This window comes from Brevundimonas sp. SH203 (genome assembly GCF_002157625.1).
Lineage (GTDB): Bacteria > Pseudomonadota > Alphaproteobacteria > Caulobacterales > Caulobacteraceae > Brevundimonas.
The window spans coordinates 540,141-560,739 of the sequence record NZ_BDMM01000001.1 but is presented as its reverse complement, the minus strand read 5'-3'; the positions used below and the strand labels follow the sequence as shown (position 1 = coordinate 560,739).

The window sequence follows — 20,599 nt, the reverse complement described above, 5'->3', positions numbered from 1 at the left end:
CGTCATTCCGGGGCTGAGCAGAGCGAAGAACCCGGAACCCAGGGCTGCAGAGGCTGCGCCAGACGCAGGTTAAAGCCTGATGCGCGCCTCCTGGGTTCCGGGTTCGTCCTTCGGACGCCCCGGAATGACATTCCCAAGCTGAATGTCGATTGAACCTAGAGGAAGCGCACGGTCACGCCCGGCTTGACCTTGTCGGCCAAGGCCCAGGCGTCCCAGTTGGTCAGGCGGACGCAGCCGTGCGAGGCGGTCTTGCCGACCAGTTCCGGGTCGGGCGTGCCGTGGATGCCGTAACTGGGCTTGTTCAGGTCGATCCAGACGACGCCGACCGGATTGTTGGGGCCGGGCTTGACCACCACCTTCTCCTTGCCGTCGCCGTAGCTGAGCTTGGACGGATCGTAGGTGTAGTCGGGATTGCGGGCCACGCCGTTGACCTTGACCGTACCGCTCGGGGTGGGGTTGTCGCCGCTGCCGATGGTGGCGGGGAAATAGGCGATCAGCTTGCCGCTGGCGTCGAAGGCGCGAACCGAACCCTCGGACTTGTCGACGTCGATATGGTCGACATCGGCTGGCAGGGGCGAGGCGTCGACGGCGGGGACCAGCAGGGCCTGACCGGCGCGATTGAAGTCGGCGCCGGGGTTCATGGCGCGCAGCAGACCCTCGGTTACGTGGAACCGTTCGGCCAGAGCCTCCACGACATTGGCGTAGCCCATATGTTCGGCCCGGCCCTGAGCCGCCAGATCGGTGGGGACCGTGCCCAGATACGGCCCGGCGATGTCCTGCTGCGTGATCCTATAGGTGGTGGTGATCGCGCCCTGACCGGCGGCGCGCAGGCGGCCCATGACCTCGGCGTCCAACTGGCCGTTGACGGGCAGGCCCTGCGCCTTCTGGAATGCGGAGAGGGCCTGGCGCATGTTGGAGCCGGCGAGGCCGTCGATGGCGCCCGGCGAGAAGCGCGCGCGTTGCAGCAGAACCTGGGCGCGGATCAGGGCGGGGTCGGGCTGGGGCTGGGTTTGAGTTTGGGCGTTTGCGTTCTGCGGCGACGGCTGAGCGTAGGCGGCGTTTTCGATGGCGTCGCGCGACAGGGGGCCGGTTTGACCGACCTCGACCGTCGGGGCCTTGGTTTCCTCCTTGGGCGAACAGGCGGCGGTCAGGGACAGAACGGCGAAGGCGGCGAGGCAGGCGGGACGAATCATCGAAAGGCTTTCGGCAGGCGGTCGGGGAGGGGCGCGATCAGTTGGGCTTGCCTGTGGCGGGATCGGTTTCGGTGTCGCCAGAGTTGGACGAGCCTTTGGAGCCCTGGGGCTCGGTGGCCGGGCGAGGCGGCTGTCCGGGCTGGTCCGGACGGAGGTTTTCGTTTTCGACTTTACGGTCGTCTGGGCGGCTGTCGGTCATAATCGTCTCCCTGGAAGATCGGGAAACGCACGGGGCGGGCGACGGCTCCGTCAACGTCTGTTCACCATGCCGGTCAACCGTGCTGAAACGCGGTTCGTGCAAGGTTGAGACTGGAATGGGCCCTGCGACACGGGGTCCGACGAGGATGGCATGAGCGGAAAACTGCAGGTCGAGATCGTCGAGGCCGGAGCGCTGGACAGCGCCGCCGTCGCCCTGTGGCGCGCGTGGACGGCCGAGAACCCGGATCTGGCCAGCCCCTATTTTCGCTGGGATTACGCCGAGATCGCCAGCCGCGTCTGCCCCGGCGCGGCCATCGCGGTGTTCCGGCGCGACGGCCGGATCGTGGGCTTCTTCCCGCACCAGCGGCGGGGCGGGGCGGTGCAGCCGCTGGGCGCGCCGATGAACGACTATCACGGCGTGATCGCGCCGGTCGGCGAGACGATTTCGCTGGAGGAGGTTGCGGGCCTGCTGAAGGCGCGGAGCTTGAACGTGCCGGGCTGGATCGGCGCGGGCGAGACGGGCCAGACGCGCCAGACGGTGCAGGCCGCCATGCCCGAGGACGGCTATGACGCCTGGTACGCCGAACGGCGCACGACCTTCGGCAAATATTTCAAGGACAAGGAACGGGCGCGTCGCAGTCTGGAGACCGAATTGGGCACGGTCCGGGTCGAGCGCGGGCTGCGCGACGCGGCTTTGCTGGATCAGTTGATCGACCTGAAGGCGGCCCAGTATCGGCGGTCGGGCCTGCACGACATCTTCGCCTGTGGCTGGACGCGCGATCTGCTGCACGCGCTGATGGCCGATCCGCGCGCGGACTTCGGCGCCTCGATGGCGGCGATGCACGCGGGCGACAAGCTGGTGGCGGTGGAGTTCTCGCTGCACGCCGGGCGGCGCTACCATTTCTGGTTCCCGGTCTATGAGCCCTCGCTGGCGCGGTGTTCGCCGGGCATCCTGCTGAGCATGGACACGATGCGGCTGGCTTCGGCCGAGGGGTTCCGCGTGTTCGACTTCGGTTTCGAGGGCGAGCCCTACAAGAAGTATTTCGTCAACGCCCGCCAGACGGTGCGCGAGGCCGTAGTGCTGAAGCCGGGCCTGAGCCAGGCGCTGGGCGACATGGCCGCGGGCGTCCTGGCGCAGGCGGGGGACAAGGACGAGAAGGTGCGAACCTCCCTGCGTCGTCGCTGGGCCACCATCGAGGCGTGCGAACCCACATCGGCCGGGCGGCTGAAGGGGACGGCGGCGGCGGCCCGCGCCATGGCGCACAAGCTGGCCGCCCGCAAGAAGACGCCCGCGCGCGTCGCCCATGCGTGAAGGAGACGTCGCAATGACCGAACGCCGCACCCGCTATCCCGGCCCGATCGCCGAGGCCAGGCAGCATCCGCATACGCTGGTTGAGCAAGGCTTCGCCGAGGATGCGGCCCTGGCGGCGGTGCTGGACCGCTATCCGGCCGAACTGTTCGACATCAACCTGTACGACTACGACGACGAGGGGCAGGTGTCCCTGCGCACCGGCGCGCGCGGGCGGCTGTCGGGCGAGGAGCTGCTGGAGGCGATCAAACAGGGGCGGCTGTGGGTCAATCTGCGCCAGGTCGAACGCGGCTGGCCCGAGCTGTGGGCGGCGGCGATGACGGACTTCGCGGCCATCCAGGCGACTTATCCGGGGATGCGGGCGGTGCGGAACGCGGGGCAGTTGATCCTGTCGTCGCCCAAGGCGCGGGTGCCCTATCATTTCGACGCGGCGGGGGTGGTGCTGTTCCACCTGCGCGGGCGCAAGCGGCTGTTCGTTTATCCGGGCGACGAGCGGCACCTGGCCGAGCGCAACATGGAACAGGTCGTCACGCGCCAGACGACCGAGGAACTGCCCTATACCCTGGCGTTCGAGGACGACGCCCAGGTCATGGATCTGGAGCCGGGACGGGCGCTGACCTGGCCGCTGTATGCGCCGCATCGGGTGGAGAATCTGGATCGGTTCTGCGTCAGCCTGTCGATGGATTTCCAGACCTGGCCGTCGCGGTTCAGGAACGGGGCGCTGTTCACCAATGCGGTGATCCGCAGCCGGGGCGGGCGGCCGCGCCAGACGGACGGCATGGCGACGCCGGAACTGGCCGCGCGCTGGGCCGCGTCTCTGGCGCTGAAGAAGGCCGGGGCGATGAAAAGCCGCATCGCCCATTTCGAGCGTGACTTCGAGCCGGAGGTCGGGGCGGCCGACGGCGCCGGGATGCTGAGGCCCGCGGGTTAATTCGCGTTCATGACCTGAAGTTAAAATGACTTCGCGGCGCGCGGCGCGCACCTTTCCCTCAACAGACCGGAAGGGAACAGCCGAATGAAGACCGCATTGATCGCCGCCGCCACAGCCGCCGCCCTAACGGGCATGGCCGCCGCGCCCGCATCGGCCGCAGAGGTCCAGATCCGCAACGCCGTGGCGCGGGTCGTCGTGATCGTCGAGGATCGTCAGGACGTGGGGGTCGAGGTCACGCAAGGCGGTTCGCGCCTGCCGGCCGTTCAGGTGCGCCGCGTGGGGCGCGACGTCCGCATCGACGGCGGACTGGGCCGCAACGGCGCCTTCTGGGCCAATGGCGGAAACCGTATTCGCGGCTGCAACGCCAGTCAGGCCGATCCCGCCCATCCCGGCCGGGGCGCGACCGTCGAGGTCGGCGACATCGGCCGGCTGCGCATGGAAGACGCGCCGATGATCGTGATCCGCACGCCGCGCGACGTGGATGTCAGCGCGGGTGGGGCGGTGTTCGGCTCGGTCGGACGCGGCGCACGCTCCGTCGAACTGAACAGCGGCGGCTGCGGGGCGTGGAACGTGGCCAATGTCGACGGCCGCGTGTCGCTGGGAGTCGGCGGCTCCGGCTCGATCCGGGCGGGATCTTCGCGCGCGCTGGAGGCCAATGTGGGCGGGTCGGGCAGCATCTACGCCGGCCCCACGGGAAATCTGAAGGCGGCCGTGGGCGGATCGGGCAATGTCGAGGTGGCCAGCGCAGGCGGCGAGGGCGATCTGTCCATCGGCGGCTCGGGGGGCGTCAATGTGCGCCAGGGGCGGATGGACAAGCTGACGGTGGCCATCGGCGGGTCGGGCGACGTGCGCTATGGCGGTGCGACCCGCGACCTGAGCGTGGCCATCGCCGGATCGGGCAATGTCCGCGTCGCCTCCGCCACCGGAGCGGTGTCGCGCACCGTGGTCGGGTCGGGCACGCTGCAGATCGGACGCTGAGGTCCGCCTCTCCGTCCGCAAGGCAAGGCCCCCGGTCGTGGAACCCCGGGGGCCTTTTCTTGTGGAGCATGACCCATGAAAAAGCCCCGGCGGATCGCTCCGCCGGGGCTCGTCTCTATCGGATCGCTCCGAAAGGCTTAGCGAATGCCCAGGACGCTCGTGATCGCCGCGACGCCCAGGTTGGCGCCGGCGCGATCGCGGGCTTGCAGGTCGCCGCCGAAGGAGTAGCGCAGGCCCAGCGACCAGGTGTCGACGTCAGCCGCGTCCAGGTCGGCGCGGGTGTAGGAGGCGCCCACCGAGAACGGGGTGTTCTCGAACTCGTATTCGGCGCCCACGCCATAGGTCCAGGCGTCGGCGTTGTTGCCGCCGTTCGGGCGGATGTTGTTGTAGGCGACGCCCGCGTTCAGGCGCAGGTTCGGCATGACGTAGAAGGCGGCGTCGCCGCCGACGGTCCAGATGTCGCCGGCGTCGGCGTCGGTCCAGGCGACCAGGCCGGTCAGGGTCGAGCCGGCCAGATACTTCTGAGCTTCGGCGCCCACGGTCCAGAGGGTGTCGCCGGTGCCGATGCCGTTGGCGGCGACGAAGCCGCCGGCGCGAACGTCGGACGTCCACATCTTGGTCAGGTGAGCGGCGGCCTTGCCCGAGGTGTCTTCTTCACCGAAGGCCTTGGTGTGATCGACCGCGCCGTTCAGCGTCACGGTCCAGTCCTTGGCCGGCAGGGCGACGGTGCCGTCGACCGACCAGATGTCGCCGTCGATGTCGTTGCCGGCGGCTTTGATCGTCGGGTTCGAATAGGTCACGCCGACCGAACCGATGGCGTCCTGGGCGAAGGCCGGAGCGGCGAACAGGGTGGCGGCGGCGGCCGAGGCGAGGAGGATCGTCTTCATTGTGTTTTGTCCTTAGCAGTCCTTGCCCGGATGGGGGTCCGGGAGGGGCGCCTGCTATCAGCATACGGACGAAGCGCAGCATTAAACCGTTGTTCGGTGAGCCGCTGTCGTAGTCCTGTTGCGCGACTGTCACGCAGTGCGGCAAGAATGTGTCGCTATCGCGGAGGCGGGAGGGCAGGCGGTTAACGCTCGCCCATCATATAAAGATATAAGCATATCCTTATGTCTATTGACGTGGCGACTCGGGTGGGATTTGATATCCGAGTCGTGGTTCTGCGCCCGGTCTTCGGATCGGACGGAGCTAAGAGGGAAGCCGGTGCGACGCCGGCGCTGCCCCCGCAACTGTGAGCGGCGAGCCGAAGGTCCATCTCGTGTCACTGGCGTTCGCGCCGGGAAGGCCGGACCCGAAGCCGTGACCCGTGAGCCAGGAGACCTGCCCCGACAGATAACGTCCTCCGGCGGGGTGTCCGGTCAGGCCGCATTGGCGCCGCCGGACCATTCTCGTCCGCGACGACGCTCGCGCGACCCTGTCCGAAGCCTGGCCACAACACAGGTTTCGAACGCCATGATCCGTCATCCCGTCCAGGTCGCCACCCTCGGCTTTCCCCGCATCGGCCCCAAGCGCGAACTGAAGACCGCGCTGGAGGCCTATTGGGCCGGAAAGATCGACGCCGAGGCCCTGCTGTCCACCGCCGCCGAACTGCGCGCCCTGACCTGGGCGCGACAGCGCGACCTGGGCGCCGACATCGCGCCGTCCAACGATTTCTCTCTTTATGATCAGGTGCTGGACCTGACGGCGATGGTGGGGGCCGTGCCCGCCGCCTATGGCTGGAAGGGCGAGCGGGTCGATCTGGCGACCTATTTCGCCATGGCGCGCGGCTCGCGCGGCGAGAGCCAGGTCTGCGAACACGGTCATGTCCACGGGGCGGGCGAGGGCGTCCCGGCGATGGAGATGACCAAATGGTTCGACACCAACTACCACTATCTCGCGCCCGAGTTCACGGCCGACCAGACGTTCCGCCTGGGGTCGACAAAGGCGCTGGACGAATATCTGGAGGCCAGGGCGCAGGGGATCGAGACGCGGCCCGTCCTGCTGGGTCCGGTGTCCTATCTGCTGCTGGGCAAGACGCGGGGCGAGGCGTTCGACGTGCTGAGCCTGCTGCCGCGCCTGTTGCCGGTCTATGCCGAGGTGCTGAGGTCGCTGGCGCGGGCGGGGGCGACCTGGGTTCAGCTGGACGAGCCCTGCCTGGTCACGGACCTGACTGCAGAGGCGCGGGCCGCCTTCGATCACACCTATCGAGTGCTGACCGACGTGACGCCGCCGATCAAGGTGATGCTGACGACCTATTTCGGAGCGCTGGGCGACAATGTGGAGACGGCGTTGAAGCTGCCGGTCCACGGGCTGCATCTGGATCTGGTGCGGGCGCCGGAGCAGCTGGCCGAGGTGGCGTCGCGGACGCGGCCGGATCAGGTGCTGTCTCTGGGCGTCATCGACGGGCGCAATGTGTGGAAGGCCGATCTGAACGCGGTGCTGGACCGGGTGGAGCCGCTGGTCGCCGCCGGGCGTCGGGTGATCGTGGCGCCGTCCTGCTCCCTGCTGCACACGCCGATCGATCTGGAGCGGGAGACGGGGCTGGACGCCGAGATCAGGGACTGGCTGGCCTTTGCGGTGCAGAAGGTCGCCGAACTGGCCACCCTCGCACGCGCGCTGAATGAAGGCCGGGCGGCGGTGAAGGCCGAACTGGACGCCTCGACCGCCTCGGTCGCGTCGCGTCGCACCTCGCCGCGCATCAACGACCCGAAGGTTCAGGCGCGGGCGGCGCAGGCCGATCCGGCCCTGGCCCGACGCGCCTCCAGCTTTGAGATCCGCCGTCCGGTGCAGCAGCGTCGACTGGGGCTGCCGGCCTATCCGACCACGACCATCGGCTCGTTCCCCCAGACGGCCGAGGTGCGAAAGGCCCGCGCCGACCACGGCAGGCGGCTGATCGACGACGCCGCCTACGCCGCCTTCCTGCGTGAAGAGACGGCGCGGACGGTGAAGTGGCAGGAAGACCTGGGTCTGGACGTGCTGGTCCACGGCGAGTTCGAGCGCAACGACATGGTCCAGTATTTCGGCGAACAGCTGTCGGGCTTCGTCTTCACCAAGGCGGCGTGGGTGCAGTCCTATGGCTCGCGCTGCGTGCGGCCGCCGATCATCTATGGCGACGTGTCGCGGCCGAAGGCGATGACGGTGGAGTGGTGGCGTTACGCCCAGTCGCTGACGGATCGCCCGATGAAGGGGATGCTGACCGGGCCCGTGACCATATTGAACTGGTCCTTCGTGCGCGACGACCAGCCGCGCGGCGCCACCTGCCGCCAGATCGCGTTCGCCATTCGCGACGAGGTGACGGACCTTGAGACGGCCGGGGCGGTGGTGATCCAGATCGACGAGGCGGCGCTGCGCGAGGGGCTGCCGCTGCGGCGCGCGGATTGGGCGGCCTATCTGGACTGGGCGGTGGAATGCTTCCGCATCAGCGCCTCGGGGGTGAAGGACGAGACCCAGATTCATACCCATATGTGCTATTCCGAGTTCAACGACATCATCCAGTCCATCGGCGCGATGGATGCGGACGTGATCTCCATCGAGACGTCGCGCTCGCAGATGGAGCTGCTGGATGCGTTTTCGGACTATCGCTATCCGGCCGAGATCGGGCCGGGCGTCTATGACATCCACTCGCCGCGCGTTCCCTCGGTCGAGGAGATGTCGGCCCTGCTGACGGCGGCGGCGGGCAAGCTGCCGGCGGATCGGCTGTGGGTGAACCCGGACTGCGGGCTGAAGACGCGCGGCTGGCCCGAGACGGAGGCCGCCCTGCTCAATATGGTGTCGGCGGCCAAGGTCGCGCGGCAGGTCGTCGTCTCGGCATGAGCGTCACCCTGATCGACATGGTGTTCCCCGGGGACGCCAACCACCACGGCACATTGTTCGGGGGCGTCGGTCTGGCGCACTTGGACAAGGTCGCCTTCCTGGCCGCTGCGCGTCATGCGCGGCGGCCCATCGTGACGGCCGGGTGCGAGCGGATCGACTTCGCCGCCCCCGCCCGGATCGGGGAGATGGTCGAGGCGACCGGGCGGGTGGTCCGTGTCGGGCGCACCTCGATGGGCGTCGAGGTCCAGCTGTGGGCCGAGGCGCCGGTCAGCGGCGAGCGGCGGCTGTGTACGCAGGGCGTCTTCAACATGGTGACGCCGAAGACCGAGGGGCAGGGCGCCCTTGCGCCCGTTCCGGCCGTCGATGCGACCGACGACGGCTGGCTGCGGGCGGTGGAGACGGTGTTCCCGACCTGGACCAACCACTATGGCACCCTGTATGGCGGCGACGCGCTGAAGCTGATGGCCAAGGCGGCCTTCGTCTGCGCCACGCGACGGGCCCGGGCGGTCATGGTGATGGCGGCTTCCGGCCGGATCGACTTCTCCGCCCCCATCCACGAGGGCGACCTGATCGAACTGGCCTCGCGCGCGACAAGGGTGGGCCGGTCCTCGGTTACGGTGGAGGTCGAGCTATGGGCTGAAAGCCTGCTGACCGGCGACCGACGCCGTTCGGCGGCCGCCGAGTTCGTCATGGTGGCGGTCGATGAAACCGGCCGGGCGACGCCGATTTCGGGGTGGGATCGGGCGCTGGAGACAGGCTGACGAAATCCTGTCTCCGCCTTGGTTTCGCCGCTTGACGAAAACGGAATCGGTAGGCATAAGCCACCACTCTTGTTGGACCGGCTGTGCAGTTCGCTGCAGACGCGGTTCGCAAGAACGACCTAAGTCACTGTTCTTTGCAGCTTCTTGGGACTTCAACGGCCTTCGCGGGGTACTGCGTGGGCCGATCGTTTTTGCGGATTTGCGTATCCTGAGGGCCTAGCGCCCGAAGGCCTTCGGTCTTTGAAATGGTTCACAGGGACGCGGTCCTCCGACCGCATTGGAAGTAAGCACCGATATGGATCAAAGCATCCGCATCAGGCTCAAGGCCTTTGATCATCGCGTCCTCGATTTCTCGACGCGCGAGATCGTCAATACAGCCAAGCGCACCGGCGCGACCGTTCGCGGTCCGATTCCGCTGCCGACCCTGATCGAAAAGTTCACCGTGAACCGCTCTCCGCACGTCGATAAGAAGTCGCGTGAGCAGTTTGAAATCCGCACGCACAAGCGCGTGCTCGACATCGTCGACCCCACCCCGCAGACCGTGGACGCGCTCATGAAGCTCGACCTGTCCGCCGGCGTGGACGTCGAGATCAAGATTTAAAGTAGAAAGAGGCGGGATCCGATGCGCACGGGCGTGATCGCCAAGAAGCTGGGCATGACCCGCGTGTTCGCCGAAGACGGCGCGCACGTTCCGGTCACTGTGCTGCAGCTCGACGGCTGCCAGGTCGTCGGCCAACGTACCCAGGAGCGTGACGGTTACGTCGCTCTCCAGCTGGGCGCTGGCACGAAGAAGGCCAAGAACACCAACAAGGCTCAACGCGAGACCTTCGCCAAGGCGGAAGTCGAGCCCAAGGCCTATGTCACCGAGTTCCGCGTCGATGCGGACGGTCTGCTGGACGTGGGCGCCGAACTGTCGGCCGAACACTTCCTAGTCGGCCAGAAGGTGGACATCCAGGGCGAGACCATCGGTAAGGGTTTCGCCGGCGCCATGAAGCGCTGGAACTTCGGCGGCCTTCGCGCCACCCACGGCGTCTCGGTCTCGCACCGTTCGCACGGTTCGACGGGTAACCGTCAGGACCCGGGTCGCACGTTCCCCGGCAAGAAGATGGCCGGCCACTACGGCACCGAAACCGTCACCACCCAGAACCTGACCGTCGTCCGCGTGGACGCCGAGCGTGGCCTGATCCTGATCAAGGGCGCTGTCCCGGGTCACGACGGCAGCTACGTCAAGGTTCGCGACGCCATCAAGAAGGCTCGCCCGGCCGACGCTCCGTTCCCCGGCGCGCTGAAGTCGAGCAAGTCTGCTGCTCAACCCGCCTCGACCCCGGCTGAAGAAGCCCCCGTCGAAGCGACCGAAGGCGGTGAAGCGTAATGAAACTCTCTGTCATCCAACTCGACGGCAAGGCTGCCGGCGACGTGGAGCTGTCGGACGCCGTCTTCGGCATTTCCGACATCCGCGGCGACATCCTCGCCCGCACCGTCAACTGGCAACTGGCCAAGCGCCGCGCCGGCACGCACAAGGTTCAGACCCGTAACGAGAACTCTCGCACGGGCAAGAAGATGTACAAGCAGAAGGGCACCGGCGGCGCTCGTCACGGTTCGCGCCGTGCGCCGCAGTTCGTCGGCGGCTCGCGCGCCTTCGGTCCGGTCGTTCGCGACCACGGCTTCTCGCTGCCGAAGAAGATCCGCGCGCTCGCCCTGCGTCACGCCCTGTCGTCCAAGGCAAAGTCCGGCGACCTGATCGTCGTCGACACCGTCTCGGTCAAGGAAGCCAAGACGTCCGCCCTGCGCGAGACGTTCGGCAAGCTGGGCTGGACCAAGGCGCTCATCATCGCGGGCCCGGAAGTCGACACGAACTTCGGCCTGGCCGCACGCAACATCCCGCACATCGACGTGCTGCCGAACGCCGGCCTGAACGTCTATGACATCCTGCGCGCGGACAAGCTGGTGCTGACCAAGGCCGCCATCGAGGCGATCGAAGCCCGCTTCAGCGATAAGGAAGCCGCGTAATGGCCGCTCAACCTACCGCCAAGCACTACGACACCATCCTGGCCCCGGTGATCACCGAAAAGGCCACGATCCTGTCGGAGCAGAACAAGGTCGTCTTCCGCGTCGCGGACACGGCCTCCAAGGACGAGATCGCCGCGGCGGTCGAAAGCCTGTTCAAAGTCAACGTCGTCAAGGTCAACACCCTGGTTCAAAAGGGCAAGACCAAGCGCTTCCGGGGCATCCTGGGTCGTCGCGTCGACATCAAAAAAGCTATCGTGACGCTGGCCGAAGGCCAGTCGATCGACGTGACCACGGGGCTCTGATCAGATGGCCTTGAAAACCTACAATCCGACTTCGCCGGGCCGTCGCGCCCTCGTGCTGGTCGACCGTTCGGAACTCCACAAGGGCCGTCCGGAAAAGTCGCTGACCGAAGGCCTGACCAAGTCGGGCGGACGCGGGCAGGGCGGTCGCATCGCGGTCCGCTTCCGCGGCGGCGGCGCCAAGACCCTGTACCGCAAGATCGACTTCAAGCGTCGCAAGTGGGACATGGTCGGCACGGTCGAGCGTCTGGAATACGACCCGAACCGCACGGCCTTCATCGCCCTCGTGACCTACGAGGACGGCGAGAAGACCTACATCATCGCGCCGCAACGCCTTAAGGCGGGCGACACGATCGTGGCGGGCGAAAAGACCGACGTGAAGCCGGGCAACGCCATGCCGCTCCGTTCGATGCCGGTGGGTACGATCATCCACAACATCGAAATGAAGCCGGGCAAGGGCGCCCAGCTGGCCCGTTCGGCCGGCGCCTACGCCCAGCTGGTGGGTCGCGATCAGGGCTACGCCCAGATCCGTCTCGGCTCGGGCGAGCTGCGCATGGTCCTGGACGGCTGCATCGCCACGGTGGGCGCGGTTTCGAACCCCGACCACATGAACCAGAACCTGGGCAAGGCGGGTCGCAAGCGTCACATGGGCTGGCGTCCGCACGTCCGCGGCGTCGCCATGAACCCGATCGACCACCCGCATGGTGGTGGTGAAGGCCGGACCTCTGGTGGTCGCACCCCCGTCACGCCGTGGGGTAAGGACACCAAGGGCACCCGTACCCGTAAGAACAAGGCTACGGACAAGTACATCATCCGTACCCGCCACGTTAAGAAGGCTCGCTAAGAATGGCCCGCTCCTCCTGGAAAGGCCCGTTTGTCGACGGGTATCTGCTCAAGAAGGCCGACGCCGTTCAATCGTCGGGCCGCAAGGACGTGATCAAGACCTGGTCGCGCCGCTCCACCATCCTGCCGCAGTTCGTCGGTCTGACGTTCGGCGTCCATAACGGTCAGAAGCACGTGCCCGTGTCGGTCTCGGAAGAGATGGTCGGCATGAAGCTCGGCGAGTTCGCCCCGACCCGGAACTTCCCGGGCCACGCGGCGGACAAGAAGGCCAAGAGGAAGTAACCGATGGCCCAGACCAAGAACACGCGCCGCGTCGGTTCGACCGAAGCCCGCGCCAAGCTGGTGAACGTGCGGATCAGCCCGCAAAAGCTGAACCTGGTGGCCGCCTCGATCCGCGGCATGCCGGTTCAGAAGGCGCTGAACGAGCTGGAATTCAGCCGTAAGCGCATCGCCGGCGACGTCCGCAAGGTGCTGTATTCGGCGATCTCCAACGCCGAGAACAACCACAACCTCGACATCGACAACCTGGTCGTCGCCGAGGCCTTCGTGGGCAAGAACCTGGTGATGAAGCGTTTCGCGAGCCGTGCTCGTGGTCGCTCGTCGCGCATCCTGAAACCGTTCAGCGAGATCACCATCGTGGTCCGCGAAGCCGGCGAGGCCGCCTGATGGGACAGAAAATCAATCCGGTCGGTCTGCGCCTCGGCGTGAACCGCACGTGGGACAGCCGCTGGTTCGCCGGCGGCGCGGACTACGCCCGCCTGCTGCACCAGGACCTGAAGCTGCGCGAGTGGCTGAAGGAACGTCTGGCCGCCGCCGGCGTGTCGCGCGTCATCATCGAGCGCCCGCACAAGAAGTGCCGCATCACCATCTACGCCGCCCGTCCGGGCGTCGTGATCGGCAAGAAGGGCGCCGACATCGAGAAGCTCCGCAAGGACATCTCGGCGCGCACCGAGGGTGAAGTTCACCTGAACATCATCGAGGTCCGCAAGCCGGAAACCGACGCCCAGCTGATCGCCGAGAACATCGCGCAGCAGCTGGAACGCCGCGTGGCCTTCCGCCGCGCCATGAAGCGTTCGATGCAGTCGGCCATGCGTCTGGGCGCCAAGGGCATTCGTATGAATGTCTCGGGTCGTCTGGGCGGCGCGGAAATCGCGCGTATGGAATGGTACCGCGAAGGTCGCGTGCCGCTTCACACGCTGCGCGCCGACATCGACTACGGCTTCTACGAAGCCAAGACGACCTACGGCATCATCGGCGTGAAGGTCTGGGTGTTTAAGGGCGAAGTGCTGGAGCACGACCCGATGGCTCAGGATAAGCGTTGGGCCCAGGAAGCGTCGGGTCCGTCCTCGAACGAAGGCCGCGAACGCGGCGGCCCCCGTGGCGACCGCGGTCCGCGTCGCGACCGGGGACGTGAGAACTAAGTCATGTTGCAACCGAAGAAGACCAAGTACCGCAAGGCCTTCAAGGGCCGCATCCACGGCTCGGCCAAGGGCGGCTTCTCGCTGAACTTCGGGTCGTATGGCCTGAAGACGCTGGAGCCGGAACGCATCACCGCGCGTCAGATCGAAGCGGCTCGCCGCGCGATCACCCGCCAGATGAAGCGTCAGGGCCGCGTCTGGATCCGCGTCTTCCCCGACCTGCCCGTCACGGGCAAGCCGGCCGAAGTCCGGATGGGTAAGGGCAAGGGCGCCGTGGACCATTGGGCCGCGCGCTGCCACCCTGGCCGTATCCTGTTTGAAATCGACGGCGTTCCGGACGATGTCGCCCGCGAAGCGCTCCGTCTCGGCGCAGCCAAGCTGCCGGTCCGCACCAAGGTCGTGACCCGCATCGACGCCGGCGTCGCTCATGTCGAGGTAGCCGCCTAATGACCAAGATCGCCGATCTGCGGTCGCAAACGACCGATCAACTGGCCGACGAGCTGCTGAAGCTCAAGAAGGAACAGTTCAACCTGCGCTTCCAGGCGGCCACCGGCCAGATGGAAAAGACCCACCGCGTGGGTGAAGTGCGCAAAGACATCGCCCGCATCTCGACGCTTCTGCGCGAGAAGCGTGCGGCCTCGTAAGGAAACGAATATGCCCAAGCGAATTCTCGAAGGCGTGGTCGTGTCCGACAAGGGCGAAAAGACCGTCGTCGTGAAGGTTGAGCGCACGCTGCTCCACCCGCTTCTGAAGAAGACCGTCCGGTCCTCCAAGAAGTACCACGCGCACGACGAAGCCAACGCGCTCAAGGTCGGCGACATCGCTCGCATCGTCGAGTGCGCCCCGAAGTCCAAGCTGAAGCGCTGGGAAGTCATCTCCCCGGCCTCGGCCTCGTAATCAGAAGGATCTGATCTTATGATCCAGATGCAAACTAACCTGGAAGTGGCCGATAATTCGGGCGCCCGCCGGGTCATGTGCATCAAGGTGTTGGGCGGCTCCAAGCGCCGCTACGCCTCGATCGGCGACACAATCGTCGCCTCCGTGAAGGAAGCCATCCCGCGCGGCCGCGTGAAGAAGGGCGACGTCGTTCGCGCCATCGTCGTGCGCACCGCCAAGGACATCCAACGCAAGGACGGCTCGGTCATCCGCTTCGACAAGTCGGCCGCCGTCATCGTCAACAAGCAGAACGAGCCTGTCGGCACGCGGATCTTCGGCCCGGTTCCCCGCGAACTGCGCGCCAAGAACCACATGAAGATCATCTCGCTGGCTCCGGAGGTCCTGTAACATGGCCGCCAAGATCAAGAAGGGCGACCGCGTCGTCGTCCTCACCGGCAAGGACAAGGGCCGCACGGGCAACGTGCTGAAGGTCCTGCCTTCCGAAAACCGCGTCGTCGTCGAAGGCGTCAACATGGTTCAGCGCCACACGCGCCCGAGCCAGGCTGACCCGCAAGGCGGCATCAAGAACAAGGAAGCCTCGCTTCACCTGTCGAACGTCGCGATCGCCGACGCCAACGGCAAGGCGACCCGCGTCGGCTTCAAGATCGATGGGGACACCAAGGTCCGCATCGCCAAGACGACGGGAGACGTCATCTGATGGCGACCGAAAAATACTCTCCGCGCCTCAAGGGCGAATATCACGTGCGCATCCGCCAGGTGATGAAGGAAAAGTTCGGCTATACGAACGAGATGCAGGTGCCCAAGCTGGACAAGATCGTCCTGAACATGGGCATCGGCGAAGCCGTTGCGGACTCCAAGAAGGCGGCGACCGCCCTCAAGGACCTGACGGCCATCGCCGGCCAGAAGGCCGTCGCCACCAAGGCCCGCAACTCCATCGCCGGCTTCAAGCTGCGTGAAGGCATGGTCATCGGCGGCAAGGTCACGCTGCGCGGCGACCAGATGTACGAGTTCTTGGACCGGTTCATCACGATCGCGCTGCCGCGCGTGAAGGATTTCCGCGGTCTGAAGGGCACGTCCTTCGATGGTCGCGGCAACTACGCCACGGGTCTGAAGGAGCACATCGTGTTCCCCGAGATCAACTACGACCAGATCGATCAGATGTGGGGCATGGACATTGTCGTCTGCACCACGGCCAAGACCGATGAGGAAGCCAAGGCTCTCCTCACCGAGTTCAAGTTCCCGTTCGTGAAGAACTGAGCGGGAAGGGAAGAGCACAATGGCTAAGAAAAGCGCCGTAAACCGCAACGAAGCCGTCAAGGCCCTGGTTGCGAAGTATGCCGCAAAGCGCGCCGCCCTGAAGGCGACCGCGAATGACGAGAACCTGCCGCTGGAGGAGCGCTTCGAGGCGCGCCTGCAACTGGCCGCCCTGCCGCGCAACTCCGCGCCGAGCCGCATTCGCAACCGTTGCGAAGTGACGGGTCGTCCGCGCGCGTTCTACCGCAAGCTCAAGATGAGCCGGATCGCGCTGCGCGAACTGGGCAACCTGGGCCAGATTCCCGGCCTGACGAAGTCGAGCTGGTAAGGGGAGCGAACAGACATGATGATCAACGATCCCCTGAGCGACATGATCGCTCGCATCAAGAACGCGGCGACCCGCAAGCGTTCCAAGGTGCTGACCCCCGCTTCCCGTCTGCGCCAGCGCGTCCTCGACGTGCTGCAGGACGAAGGCTACATCCGCGGCTACAACCTGGTTCAGAACCCGGGTGAGTTTCCGCAGTTCGAGATCGAGCTGAAGTACTTCGACGGCCAGCCCGTCATCGCCGAGATCGCGCGCGTGTCCAAGCCGGGCCGCCGCGTCTATTCGGCGATCGGCGATCTGAAGCCCGTCAAGAACGGCCTCGGCATCTCGATCCTCTCGACTTCGAAGGGCGTCATGTCCGACGCTTCCGCGCGCGACGCCAACGTCGGCGGCGAAGTCCTCTGCAGGGTCTACTGATATGTCCCGTATTGGCAAGAAAACCATCGCCGTGCCGAAGGGCGTGACTGTCACGCTCGACGGCCAGAACATCACCGTCAAGGGTCCGAAGGGCGAACGCGCCTGGACCGTCGCCGACGAGATCGAAGTCAAGCAGGACGGCGACGACCTGTCGCTGACCCCGCGTTCGGACACCCCTCGCGCCCGCGCGATGTGGGGTCTGTCGCGGACCCTGGTCGACAATATGGTCGTCGGCGTCACCTCGGGCTTCGAAAAGTCGCTGGAGCTGGTCGGCGTGGGCTACCGCGCCGCGATGAAGGGCGACGCCCTGTCGCTGCAGCTCGGCTTCTCGCATGAAGTCGATATCGCCCCGCCCGCCGGCGTCAGCTTCGCCGTGCCCAAGCAGACCGAGATCAAGATCTCGGGCGCGGACAAGCAGGCCGTGGGCCAGATCGCCGCTGTCATCCGCAAGCTGCGTCCGCCGGAGCCCTACAAGGGCAAGGGCGTCCGTTATGCGGGCGAGACGGTCCGTCGCAAGGAAGGCAAGAAGAAGTAAGTCATGGCTCTTTCTCTTCGACAACAAGCCAAGCGCCGCTCGGAGCGCACTCGCCGTCGCCTGAAGGCTGTCGCCAACGGTCGTCTGCGTCTGTCGGTCTATCGTTCGGACAAGAACATCTCGGCCCAGATCATCGACGACGCCCAGGGCGTGACGATCGCCGCCGCCTCGTCGCTGGAAGGCGGCAAGGGCAAGCGCGGTTCGGACACGGCCGCCGCCGCCGCGATCGGCAAGCTGATCGCCGAACGCGCCATCGAGAAGGGCGTCAAGGACGTCGTCTTCGACCGGGGCGAGTACATCTATCACGGACGGGTGAAGGCGCTGGCGGAAGCCGCGCGTGAAGCCGGCCTGAACTTCTAAGGGACGCGACAGATGGCGCAACAACCCCAACGCGGCGGCGGCGGCAACGATCGCAACCGTCGTGACAACCGCAACGCTCCCGCTGTCGATGGCCCGGATTCGGACATCGTCGAGAAGCTGGTTCACATCAACCGCGTCGCCGCCACCGTGAAGGGCGGCCGTCGCTTCAGCTTCGCAGCCCTGATGGTCGTCGGCGACGGCAAGGGCCGCGTCGGCTTCGGTCACGGCAAGGCGCGCGAAGTGCCGGAAGCCATCCGCAAGGCGACCGAAGAAGCCAAGAAGACGATGATCCGCGTTCCGCTGCGCGAGAACCGCACCCTGCACCACGACGGCAACGGCCGTTGGGGCGCCGGCAAGATCATGATGCGCGCCGCCCCTCCCGGCACCGGCGTCATCGCCGGTGGTCCGATGCGTGCGGTCCTCGAAACCCTCGGCGTCCAGGACGTCGTGGGCAAGTCGACCGGCTCGTCGAACCCCTACAACATGATCCGCGCGACGTTCGAGGCCCTGAAGGTCCAGTCGTCGCCGCGTCAGGTCGCTTCGAAGCGTGGCAAGAAGGTCGCCGACCTGATGGGCCGCCGCAACGACGGCGCCTCGGCGCCGGAAGCTGTGGAGTCCTAAGTCATGGCCGATAAGAAGACCGTCACCGTCAAGCAGATCGGTTCGCCGATCCGCCGCAAGAACGACCAGCGCGCCACCCTGGTGGGCCTGGGCCTGAACCGCATGGGTCGTGAAGCGACCCTGGAGGACACCCCTTCGGTTCGCGGCATGATCGCCAAGGTCCACCATCTGGTGGAAGTGGTCGAGAAGTAAGCCTTTCGCCCTCCCTCGGAACACCGGGGGAGGGCGTTTCGCATCTTGCTTATGTTTCGGGGGTCGCCTATGAGCGGCCCTTCATTTTTTCCAAGCCGAGTCCGGTCGCCTCACCCCGAGGTCATGTCCGGGCGCTAGAACCCGAAAGGATCAGGCACATGAAACTGAACGAAATCCGCGACAACGAAGGCGCGCACAAGAAGCGCATGCGTGTCGGCCGTGGCCCCGGTTCGGGCAAGGGCAAGACCGCCGGTCGCGGCGTCAAGGGTCAGAAGTCGCGGACGGGCGTCAGCCTGCTGGGCTTCGAAGGCGGCCAGATGCCGCTGTACATGCGTATGCCCAAGCGCGGCTTCAACAATCCCAACGCGCTGAAGCTGGCTGAAGTGAACCTGTGGCGCCTGCAGGACGCCATCGACGCCGGCAAGCTGGACGCCAAGTCGGAAATCAAGGGCGACGCCCTGGTCGCCGCCGGCGTGATCCGTCGCGTCAAGGACGGCGTGCGCCTGCTGGGCACCGGCGAGATCAAGGCCAAGCTGAACCTGGTCGTCTGGTCGGCCACCTCGGGCGCCAAGAAGGCCATCGAAGCCGCCGGCGGTTCGGTCGTCGAGCAACGCATCGAAGCCGAAGCCAAGGCCGCCGCGCGCGTCGAGAAGCGCAACGCCGCCAAGGGCAAGGCCCCGGCCGCCAAGGCGCCGCAGGGCGACGCCAACAAGGTCTCGGCCCGCGCCAAGCGCGCCGCCGCCAAGGGCTAAGTCATGCGTCGTCGCGGCTGATTAGGTCGTGACCTGATTACATCTGCGACGACGAAACAACGGAAGCGGCCCTCGCATGAGGGCCGCTTTCCGCCTATCTGACGACTCAATCAGTCGTGGGGACGCATAATGGCTTCGGCCGCAGAACAACTCGCCGCCAATATGAACATCGGCTCGTTCGCGAAGGCGACCGAGCTGCACAAACGCCTGCTGTTCACGCTGGGCGCGCTTCTGGTCTATCGCATCGGCACCTATGTTCCGATCCCGGGCATCAACTCGCAGGCCTTCCTGCAGTTCTTCCAGGACCCGTCGGGCCAGCGCGGCATCCTGGACATGTTCAACATGTTCTCGGGCGGCGCGGTCGAGCGTATGGCCATCTTCGCCCTGAACGTGATGCCCTACATTTCGGCGTCGATCATCGTGCAGCTGATGGGCACGGTGTATCCGCCCTGGGAGAAGCTGAAGAAGGAAGGTGGCGAGAGCGGCCGCAAGCAGCTGAACCAGTACACCCGCTATCTGACGGTGTTTCTGGCGCTGGCGCAGTCGTTCGGCATCGCGGCCGGCCTGAACAGCACGGCGGGCCTGGTCGACAATCCGGGCATCTTCTTCATCGTCTCGACGGTCGTGACCCTGACCGGCGGCACCATGTTCCTGATGTGGCTGGGCGAGCAGGTGACGGCGCGCGGCGTCGGCAACGGCATTTCGCTGATCATCTTCGCCGGTATCGTGGCGGTCCTGCCGTCCACCATCGCGCGTCTGCTGGGCCTGGCCCAGCAAGGCCAGATGTCGGCCTTCGCCCTGTTGTTCATCGCCATCCTGGCCGTGGCCACCGTGGTCTTCATCGTCTTCATGGAACGCGCCCAGCGCCGTCTTCTGATCCAGTATCCGAAGCGCCAGGAAGGCAACCGGATGGCGGGCGGCGAGCGGTCGTTCCTGCCGCTGAAGGTCAACACCGCCGGCGTGATCCCGCCGATCTTCGCCTCGTCGCTGCTGATGCTGCCGACGACGGTGGCGACCATGACGGCCAACGCCGACCTGCCCAGCTGGATGAGCTGGCTGCCGCTGGTGACGGCGCAGCTGACGCACGGCCAGCCGCTGTTCATGGCGCTGTACGCCGCCCTGATCGTCTTCTTCTGCTTCTTCTACACCTCGATCACCTTCAATCCCGAGGACACGGCCGAGAACCTGCGGAAATACGGCGGCTTCCTGCCGGGCATCCGTCCGGGCAAGCGCACGGCGGAGTATCTGGACTATGTCCTGACCCGTCTGACGGTGATCGGCGCGGCCTACATCACCGCCGTCTGCCTTCTGCCGGAGTTCATCGTCAGCCAGTTCGGCAACAGCCTGTACTTTGGCGGAACGTCTATCTTGATCGTGGTCTCGGTGACGATGGACACTGTGGCCCAGATTCAGTCCCAACTGCTGGCGCACCAGTACGAAGGCCTGATCAAGAAGGCGAAGCTGCGTGGTCGTGGCGGTCGCGGCGCGCCCGCGCCGGTTCGCCGCTAAGTCTT

Annotated in this window: 30 protein-coding genes and 1 riboswitch; of the genes, 27 read left to right on the top strand and 3 right to left on the bottom strand. The window is 66.3% G+C overall.

The window, feature by feature from the left end; translation table 11 throughout:
* Nucleotides 1–155: 155 nt before the first annotated feature.
* Together SH203_RS02860 and SH203_RS15605 are read right to left on the bottom strand one after the other, a co-directional pair.
* Complete coding sequence (locus SH203_RS02860; protein ID WP_087119326.1) at nucleotides 156–1,193, bottom strand: L,D-transpeptidase family protein; 1,038 nt, start codon at nucleotides 1,191–1,193, stop codon at nucleotides 156–158.
* 37 nt (nucleotides 1,194–1,230) lie between these two features.
* On the bottom strand, nucleotides 1,231–1,392 hold the full coding sequence (locus SH203_RS15605; protein WP_200808770.1) for a hypothetical protein: 162 nt from the start codon (nucleotides 1,390–1,392) through the stop codon (nucleotides 1,231–1,233).
* Between the two features lie 150 nt (nucleotides 1,393–1,542).
* Between SH203_RS15605 and SH203_RS02855 the strand changes: the two genes are divergently transcribed.
* The 3 genes from SH203_RS02855 to SH203_RS02845 all read left to right on the top strand — a co-directional run bounded on the left by SH203_RS02855 (nucleotide 1,543) and on the right by SH203_RS02845 (nucleotide 4,609).
* Entirely contained in the window at nucleotides 1,543–2,703 is a 1,161-nt protein-coding gene (locus SH203_RS02855) for a GNAT family N-acetyltransferase (protein WP_087119325.1), read from the top strand.
* A gap of 13 nt (nucleotides 2,704–2,716) precedes the next feature.
* Nucleotides 2,717–3,631, top strand: a complete 915-nt coding sequence (locus tag SH203_RS02850; RefSeq protein WP_087119324.1) for a transcriptional regulator — start codon at nucleotides 2,717–2,719, stop codon at nucleotides 3,629–3,631.
* A gap of 84 nt (nucleotides 3,632–3,715) precedes the next feature.
* A complete protein-coding gene (locus SH203_RS02845; protein ID WP_087119323.1) occupies nucleotides 3,716–4,609 on the top strand; it encodes a GIN domain-containing protein in 894 nt (297 codons plus the stop codon).
* 137 nt (nucleotides 4,610–4,746) lie between these two features.
* Here SH203_RS02845 and SH203_RS02840 read toward each other — a convergent pair whose 3' ends face one another.
* A complete protein-coding gene (locus SH203_RS02840; RefSeq protein WP_087119322.1) occupies nucleotides 4,747–5,496 on the bottom strand; it encodes an outer membrane beta-barrel protein in 750 nt (249 codons plus the stop codon).
* 251 nt (nucleotides 5,497–5,747) lie between these two features.
* Nucleotides 5,748–5,952: riboswitch (cobalamin riboswitch) on the top strand.
* 109 nt (nucleotides 5,953–6,061) lie between these two features.
* Here SH203_RS02840 and metE point away from each other — a divergent pair.
* From metE to secY, 24 genes are all read left to right on the top strand, one after another.
* Nucleotides 6,062–8,401 carry a 5-methyltetrahydropteroyltriglutamate--homocysteine S-methyltransferase gene (gene metE, locus SH203_RS02835; RefSeq protein WP_087119321.1) on the top strand — a complete coding sequence of 780 codons (2,340 nt, stop codon included), beginning with the start codon at nucleotides 6,062–6,064 and terminating at the stop codon, nucleotides 8,399–8,401.
* Nucleotides 8,398–9,162: an acyl-CoA thioesterase gene (locus tag SH203_RS02830; protein ID WP_234989354.1), complete on the top strand. Its 765-nt coding sequence runs from the start codon at nucleotides 8,398–8,400 to the stop codon at nucleotides 9,160–9,162. The genes metE and SH203_RS02830 overlap by 4 nt, the downstream gene beginning before the upstream one ends.
* Nucleotides 9,163–9,457: 295 nt before the next feature.
* Nucleotides 9,458–9,763, top strand: coding sequence for a 30S ribosomal protein S10 (gene rpsJ / locus SH203_RS02825; RefSeq protein ID WP_003164367.1), 306 nt, complete (start codon nucleotides 9,458–9,460; stop codon nucleotides 9,761–9,763).
* A 21-nt stretch (nucleotides 9,764–9,784) separates the two neighbouring features.
* Entirely contained in the window at nucleotides 9,785–10,534 is a 750-nt protein-coding gene (gene rplC / locus SH203_RS02820) for a 50S ribosomal protein L3 (protein ID WP_087119320.1), read from the top strand.
* Nucleotides 10,534–11,172: a 50S ribosomal protein L4 gene (gene rplD, locus SH203_RS02815; protein ID WP_087119319.1), complete on the top strand. Its 639-nt coding sequence runs from the start codon at nucleotides 10,534–10,536 to the stop codon at nucleotides 11,170–11,172. The genes rplC and rplD overlap by 1 nt, the downstream gene beginning before the upstream one ends.
* A complete protein-coding gene (locus SH203_RS02810; RefSeq protein ID WP_087119318.1) occupies nucleotides 11,172–11,474 on the top strand; it encodes a 50S ribosomal protein L23 in 303 nt (100 codons plus the stop codon). Before rplD ends, SH203_RS02810 begins: the two co-directional genes overlap by 1 nt.
* A 4-nt stretch (nucleotides 11,475–11,478) precedes the next feature.
* Nucleotides 11,479–12,315: a 50S ribosomal protein L2 gene (rplB, locus tag SH203_RS02805; protein ID WP_087119317.1), complete on the top strand. Its 837-nt coding sequence runs from the start codon at nucleotides 11,479–11,481 to the stop codon at nucleotides 12,313–12,315.
* 2 nt (nucleotides 12,316–12,317) lie between these two features.
* Complete coding sequence (rpsS, locus tag SH203_RS02800; protein ID WP_017506055.1) at nucleotides 12,318–12,596, top strand: 30S ribosomal protein S19; 279 nt, start codon at nucleotides 12,318–12,320, stop codon at nucleotides 12,594–12,596.
* 3 nt (nucleotides 12,597–12,599) lie between these two features.
* Nucleotides 12,600–12,980: a 50S ribosomal protein L22 gene (gene rplV, locus SH203_RS02795; RefSeq protein ID WP_087119316.1), complete on the top strand. Its 381-nt coding sequence runs from the start codon at nucleotides 12,600–12,602 to the stop codon at nucleotides 12,978–12,980.
* The gene (rpsC, locus tag SH203_RS02790; RefSeq protein WP_087119315.1) at nucleotides 12,980–13,735 is read left to right on the top strand and encodes a 30S ribosomal protein S3; all 756 of its coding nucleotides are present in this window, start codon (nucleotides 12,980–12,982) and stop codon (nucleotides 13,733–13,735) included. Before rplV ends, rpsC begins: the two co-directional genes overlap by 1 nt.
* A gap of 3 nt (nucleotides 13,736–13,738) precedes the next feature.
* Nucleotides 13,739–14,179 carry a 50S ribosomal protein L16 gene (rplP, locus tag SH203_RS02785; RefSeq protein WP_087119314.1) on the top strand — a complete coding sequence of 147 codons (441 nt, stop codon included), beginning with the start codon at nucleotides 13,739–13,741 and terminating at the stop codon, nucleotides 14,177–14,179.
* Nucleotides 14,179–14,376: a 50S ribosomal protein L29 gene (gene rpmC / locus SH203_RS02780; protein ID WP_054765463.1), complete on the top strand. Its 198-nt coding sequence runs from the start codon at nucleotides 14,179–14,181 to the stop codon at nucleotides 14,374–14,376. Before rplP ends, rpmC begins: the two co-directional genes overlap by 1 nt.
* A gap of 10 nt (nucleotides 14,377–14,386) precedes the next feature.
* Nucleotides 14,387–14,629, top strand: coding sequence for a 30S ribosomal protein S17 (gene rpsQ / locus SH203_RS02775; RefSeq protein ID WP_087119313.1), 243 nt, complete (start codon nucleotides 14,387–14,389; stop codon nucleotides 14,627–14,629).
* 18 nt (nucleotides 14,630–14,647) lie between these two features.
* A complete protein-coding gene (gene rplN, locus SH203_RS02770; protein WP_003164378.1) occupies nucleotides 14,648–15,016 on the top strand; it encodes a 50S ribosomal protein L14 in 369 nt (122 codons plus the stop codon).
* 1 nt (nucleotide 15,017) lies between these two features.
* Complete coding sequence (gene rplX / locus SH203_RS02765) at nucleotides 15,018–15,326, top strand: 50S ribosomal protein L24 (RefSeq protein WP_087119312.1); 309 nt, start codon at nucleotides 15,018–15,020, stop codon at nucleotides 15,324–15,326.
* Nucleotides 15,326–15,886, top strand: a complete 561-nt coding sequence (gene rplE, locus SH203_RS02760; RefSeq protein ID WP_087119311.1) for a 50S ribosomal protein L5 — start codon at nucleotides 15,326–15,328, stop codon at nucleotides 15,884–15,886. The genes rplX and rplE overlap by 1 nt, the downstream gene beginning before the upstream one ends.
* Nucleotides 15,887–15,905: 19 nt before the next feature.
* A complete protein-coding gene (rpsN, locus tag SH203_RS02755; RefSeq protein ID WP_017506048.1) occupies nucleotides 15,906–16,211 on the top strand; it encodes a 30S ribosomal protein S14 in 306 nt (101 codons plus the stop codon).
* 15 nt (nucleotides 16,212–16,226) lie between these two features.
* Complete coding sequence (gene rpsH / locus SH203_RS02750; protein ID WP_008262310.1) at nucleotides 16,227–16,625, top strand: 30S ribosomal protein S8; 399 nt, start codon at nucleotides 16,227–16,229, stop codon at nucleotides 16,623–16,625.
* Between the two features lies 1 nt (nucleotide 16,626).
* Nucleotides 16,627–17,160: a 50S ribosomal protein L6 gene (rplF, locus tag SH203_RS02745; RefSeq protein WP_087119310.1), complete on the top strand. Its 534-nt coding sequence runs from the start codon at nucleotides 16,627–16,629 to the stop codon at nucleotides 17,158–17,160.
* Nucleotides 17,161–17,163: 3 nt separating this feature from the next.
* On the top strand, nucleotides 17,164–17,520 hold the full coding sequence (rplR, locus tag SH203_RS02740) for a 50S ribosomal protein L18 (protein ID WP_087119309.1): 357 nt from the start codon (nucleotides 17,164–17,166) through the stop codon (nucleotides 17,518–17,520).
* Between the two features lie 12 nt (nucleotides 17,521–17,532).
* A complete protein-coding gene (rpsE, locus tag SH203_RS02735; protein ID WP_087119308.1) occupies nucleotides 17,533–18,141 on the top strand; it encodes a 30S ribosomal protein S5 in 609 nt (202 codons plus the stop codon).
* A gap of 3 nt (nucleotides 18,142–18,144) precedes the next feature.
* Nucleotides 18,145–18,333 carry a 50S ribosomal protein L30 gene (gene rpmD / locus SH203_RS02730; protein WP_087119307.1) on the top strand — a complete coding sequence of 63 codons (189 nt, stop codon included), beginning with the start codon at nucleotides 18,145–18,147 and terminating at the stop codon, nucleotides 18,331–18,333.
* Between the two features lie 158 nt (nucleotides 18,334–18,491).
* Entirely contained in the window at nucleotides 18,492–19,085 is a 594-nt protein-coding gene (rplO, locus tag SH203_RS02725; RefSeq protein WP_087119306.1) for a 50S ribosomal protein L15, read from the top strand.
* Between the two features lie 129 nt (nucleotides 19,086–19,214).
* Nucleotides 19,215–20,594 carry a preprotein translocase subunit SecY gene (gene secY, locus SH203_RS02720; RefSeq protein ID WP_087119305.1) on the top strand — a complete coding sequence of 460 codons (1,380 nt, stop codon included), beginning with the start codon at nucleotides 19,215–19,217 and terminating at the stop codon, nucleotides 20,592–20,594.
* Nucleotides 20,595–20,599 lie beyond the last annotated feature (5 nt).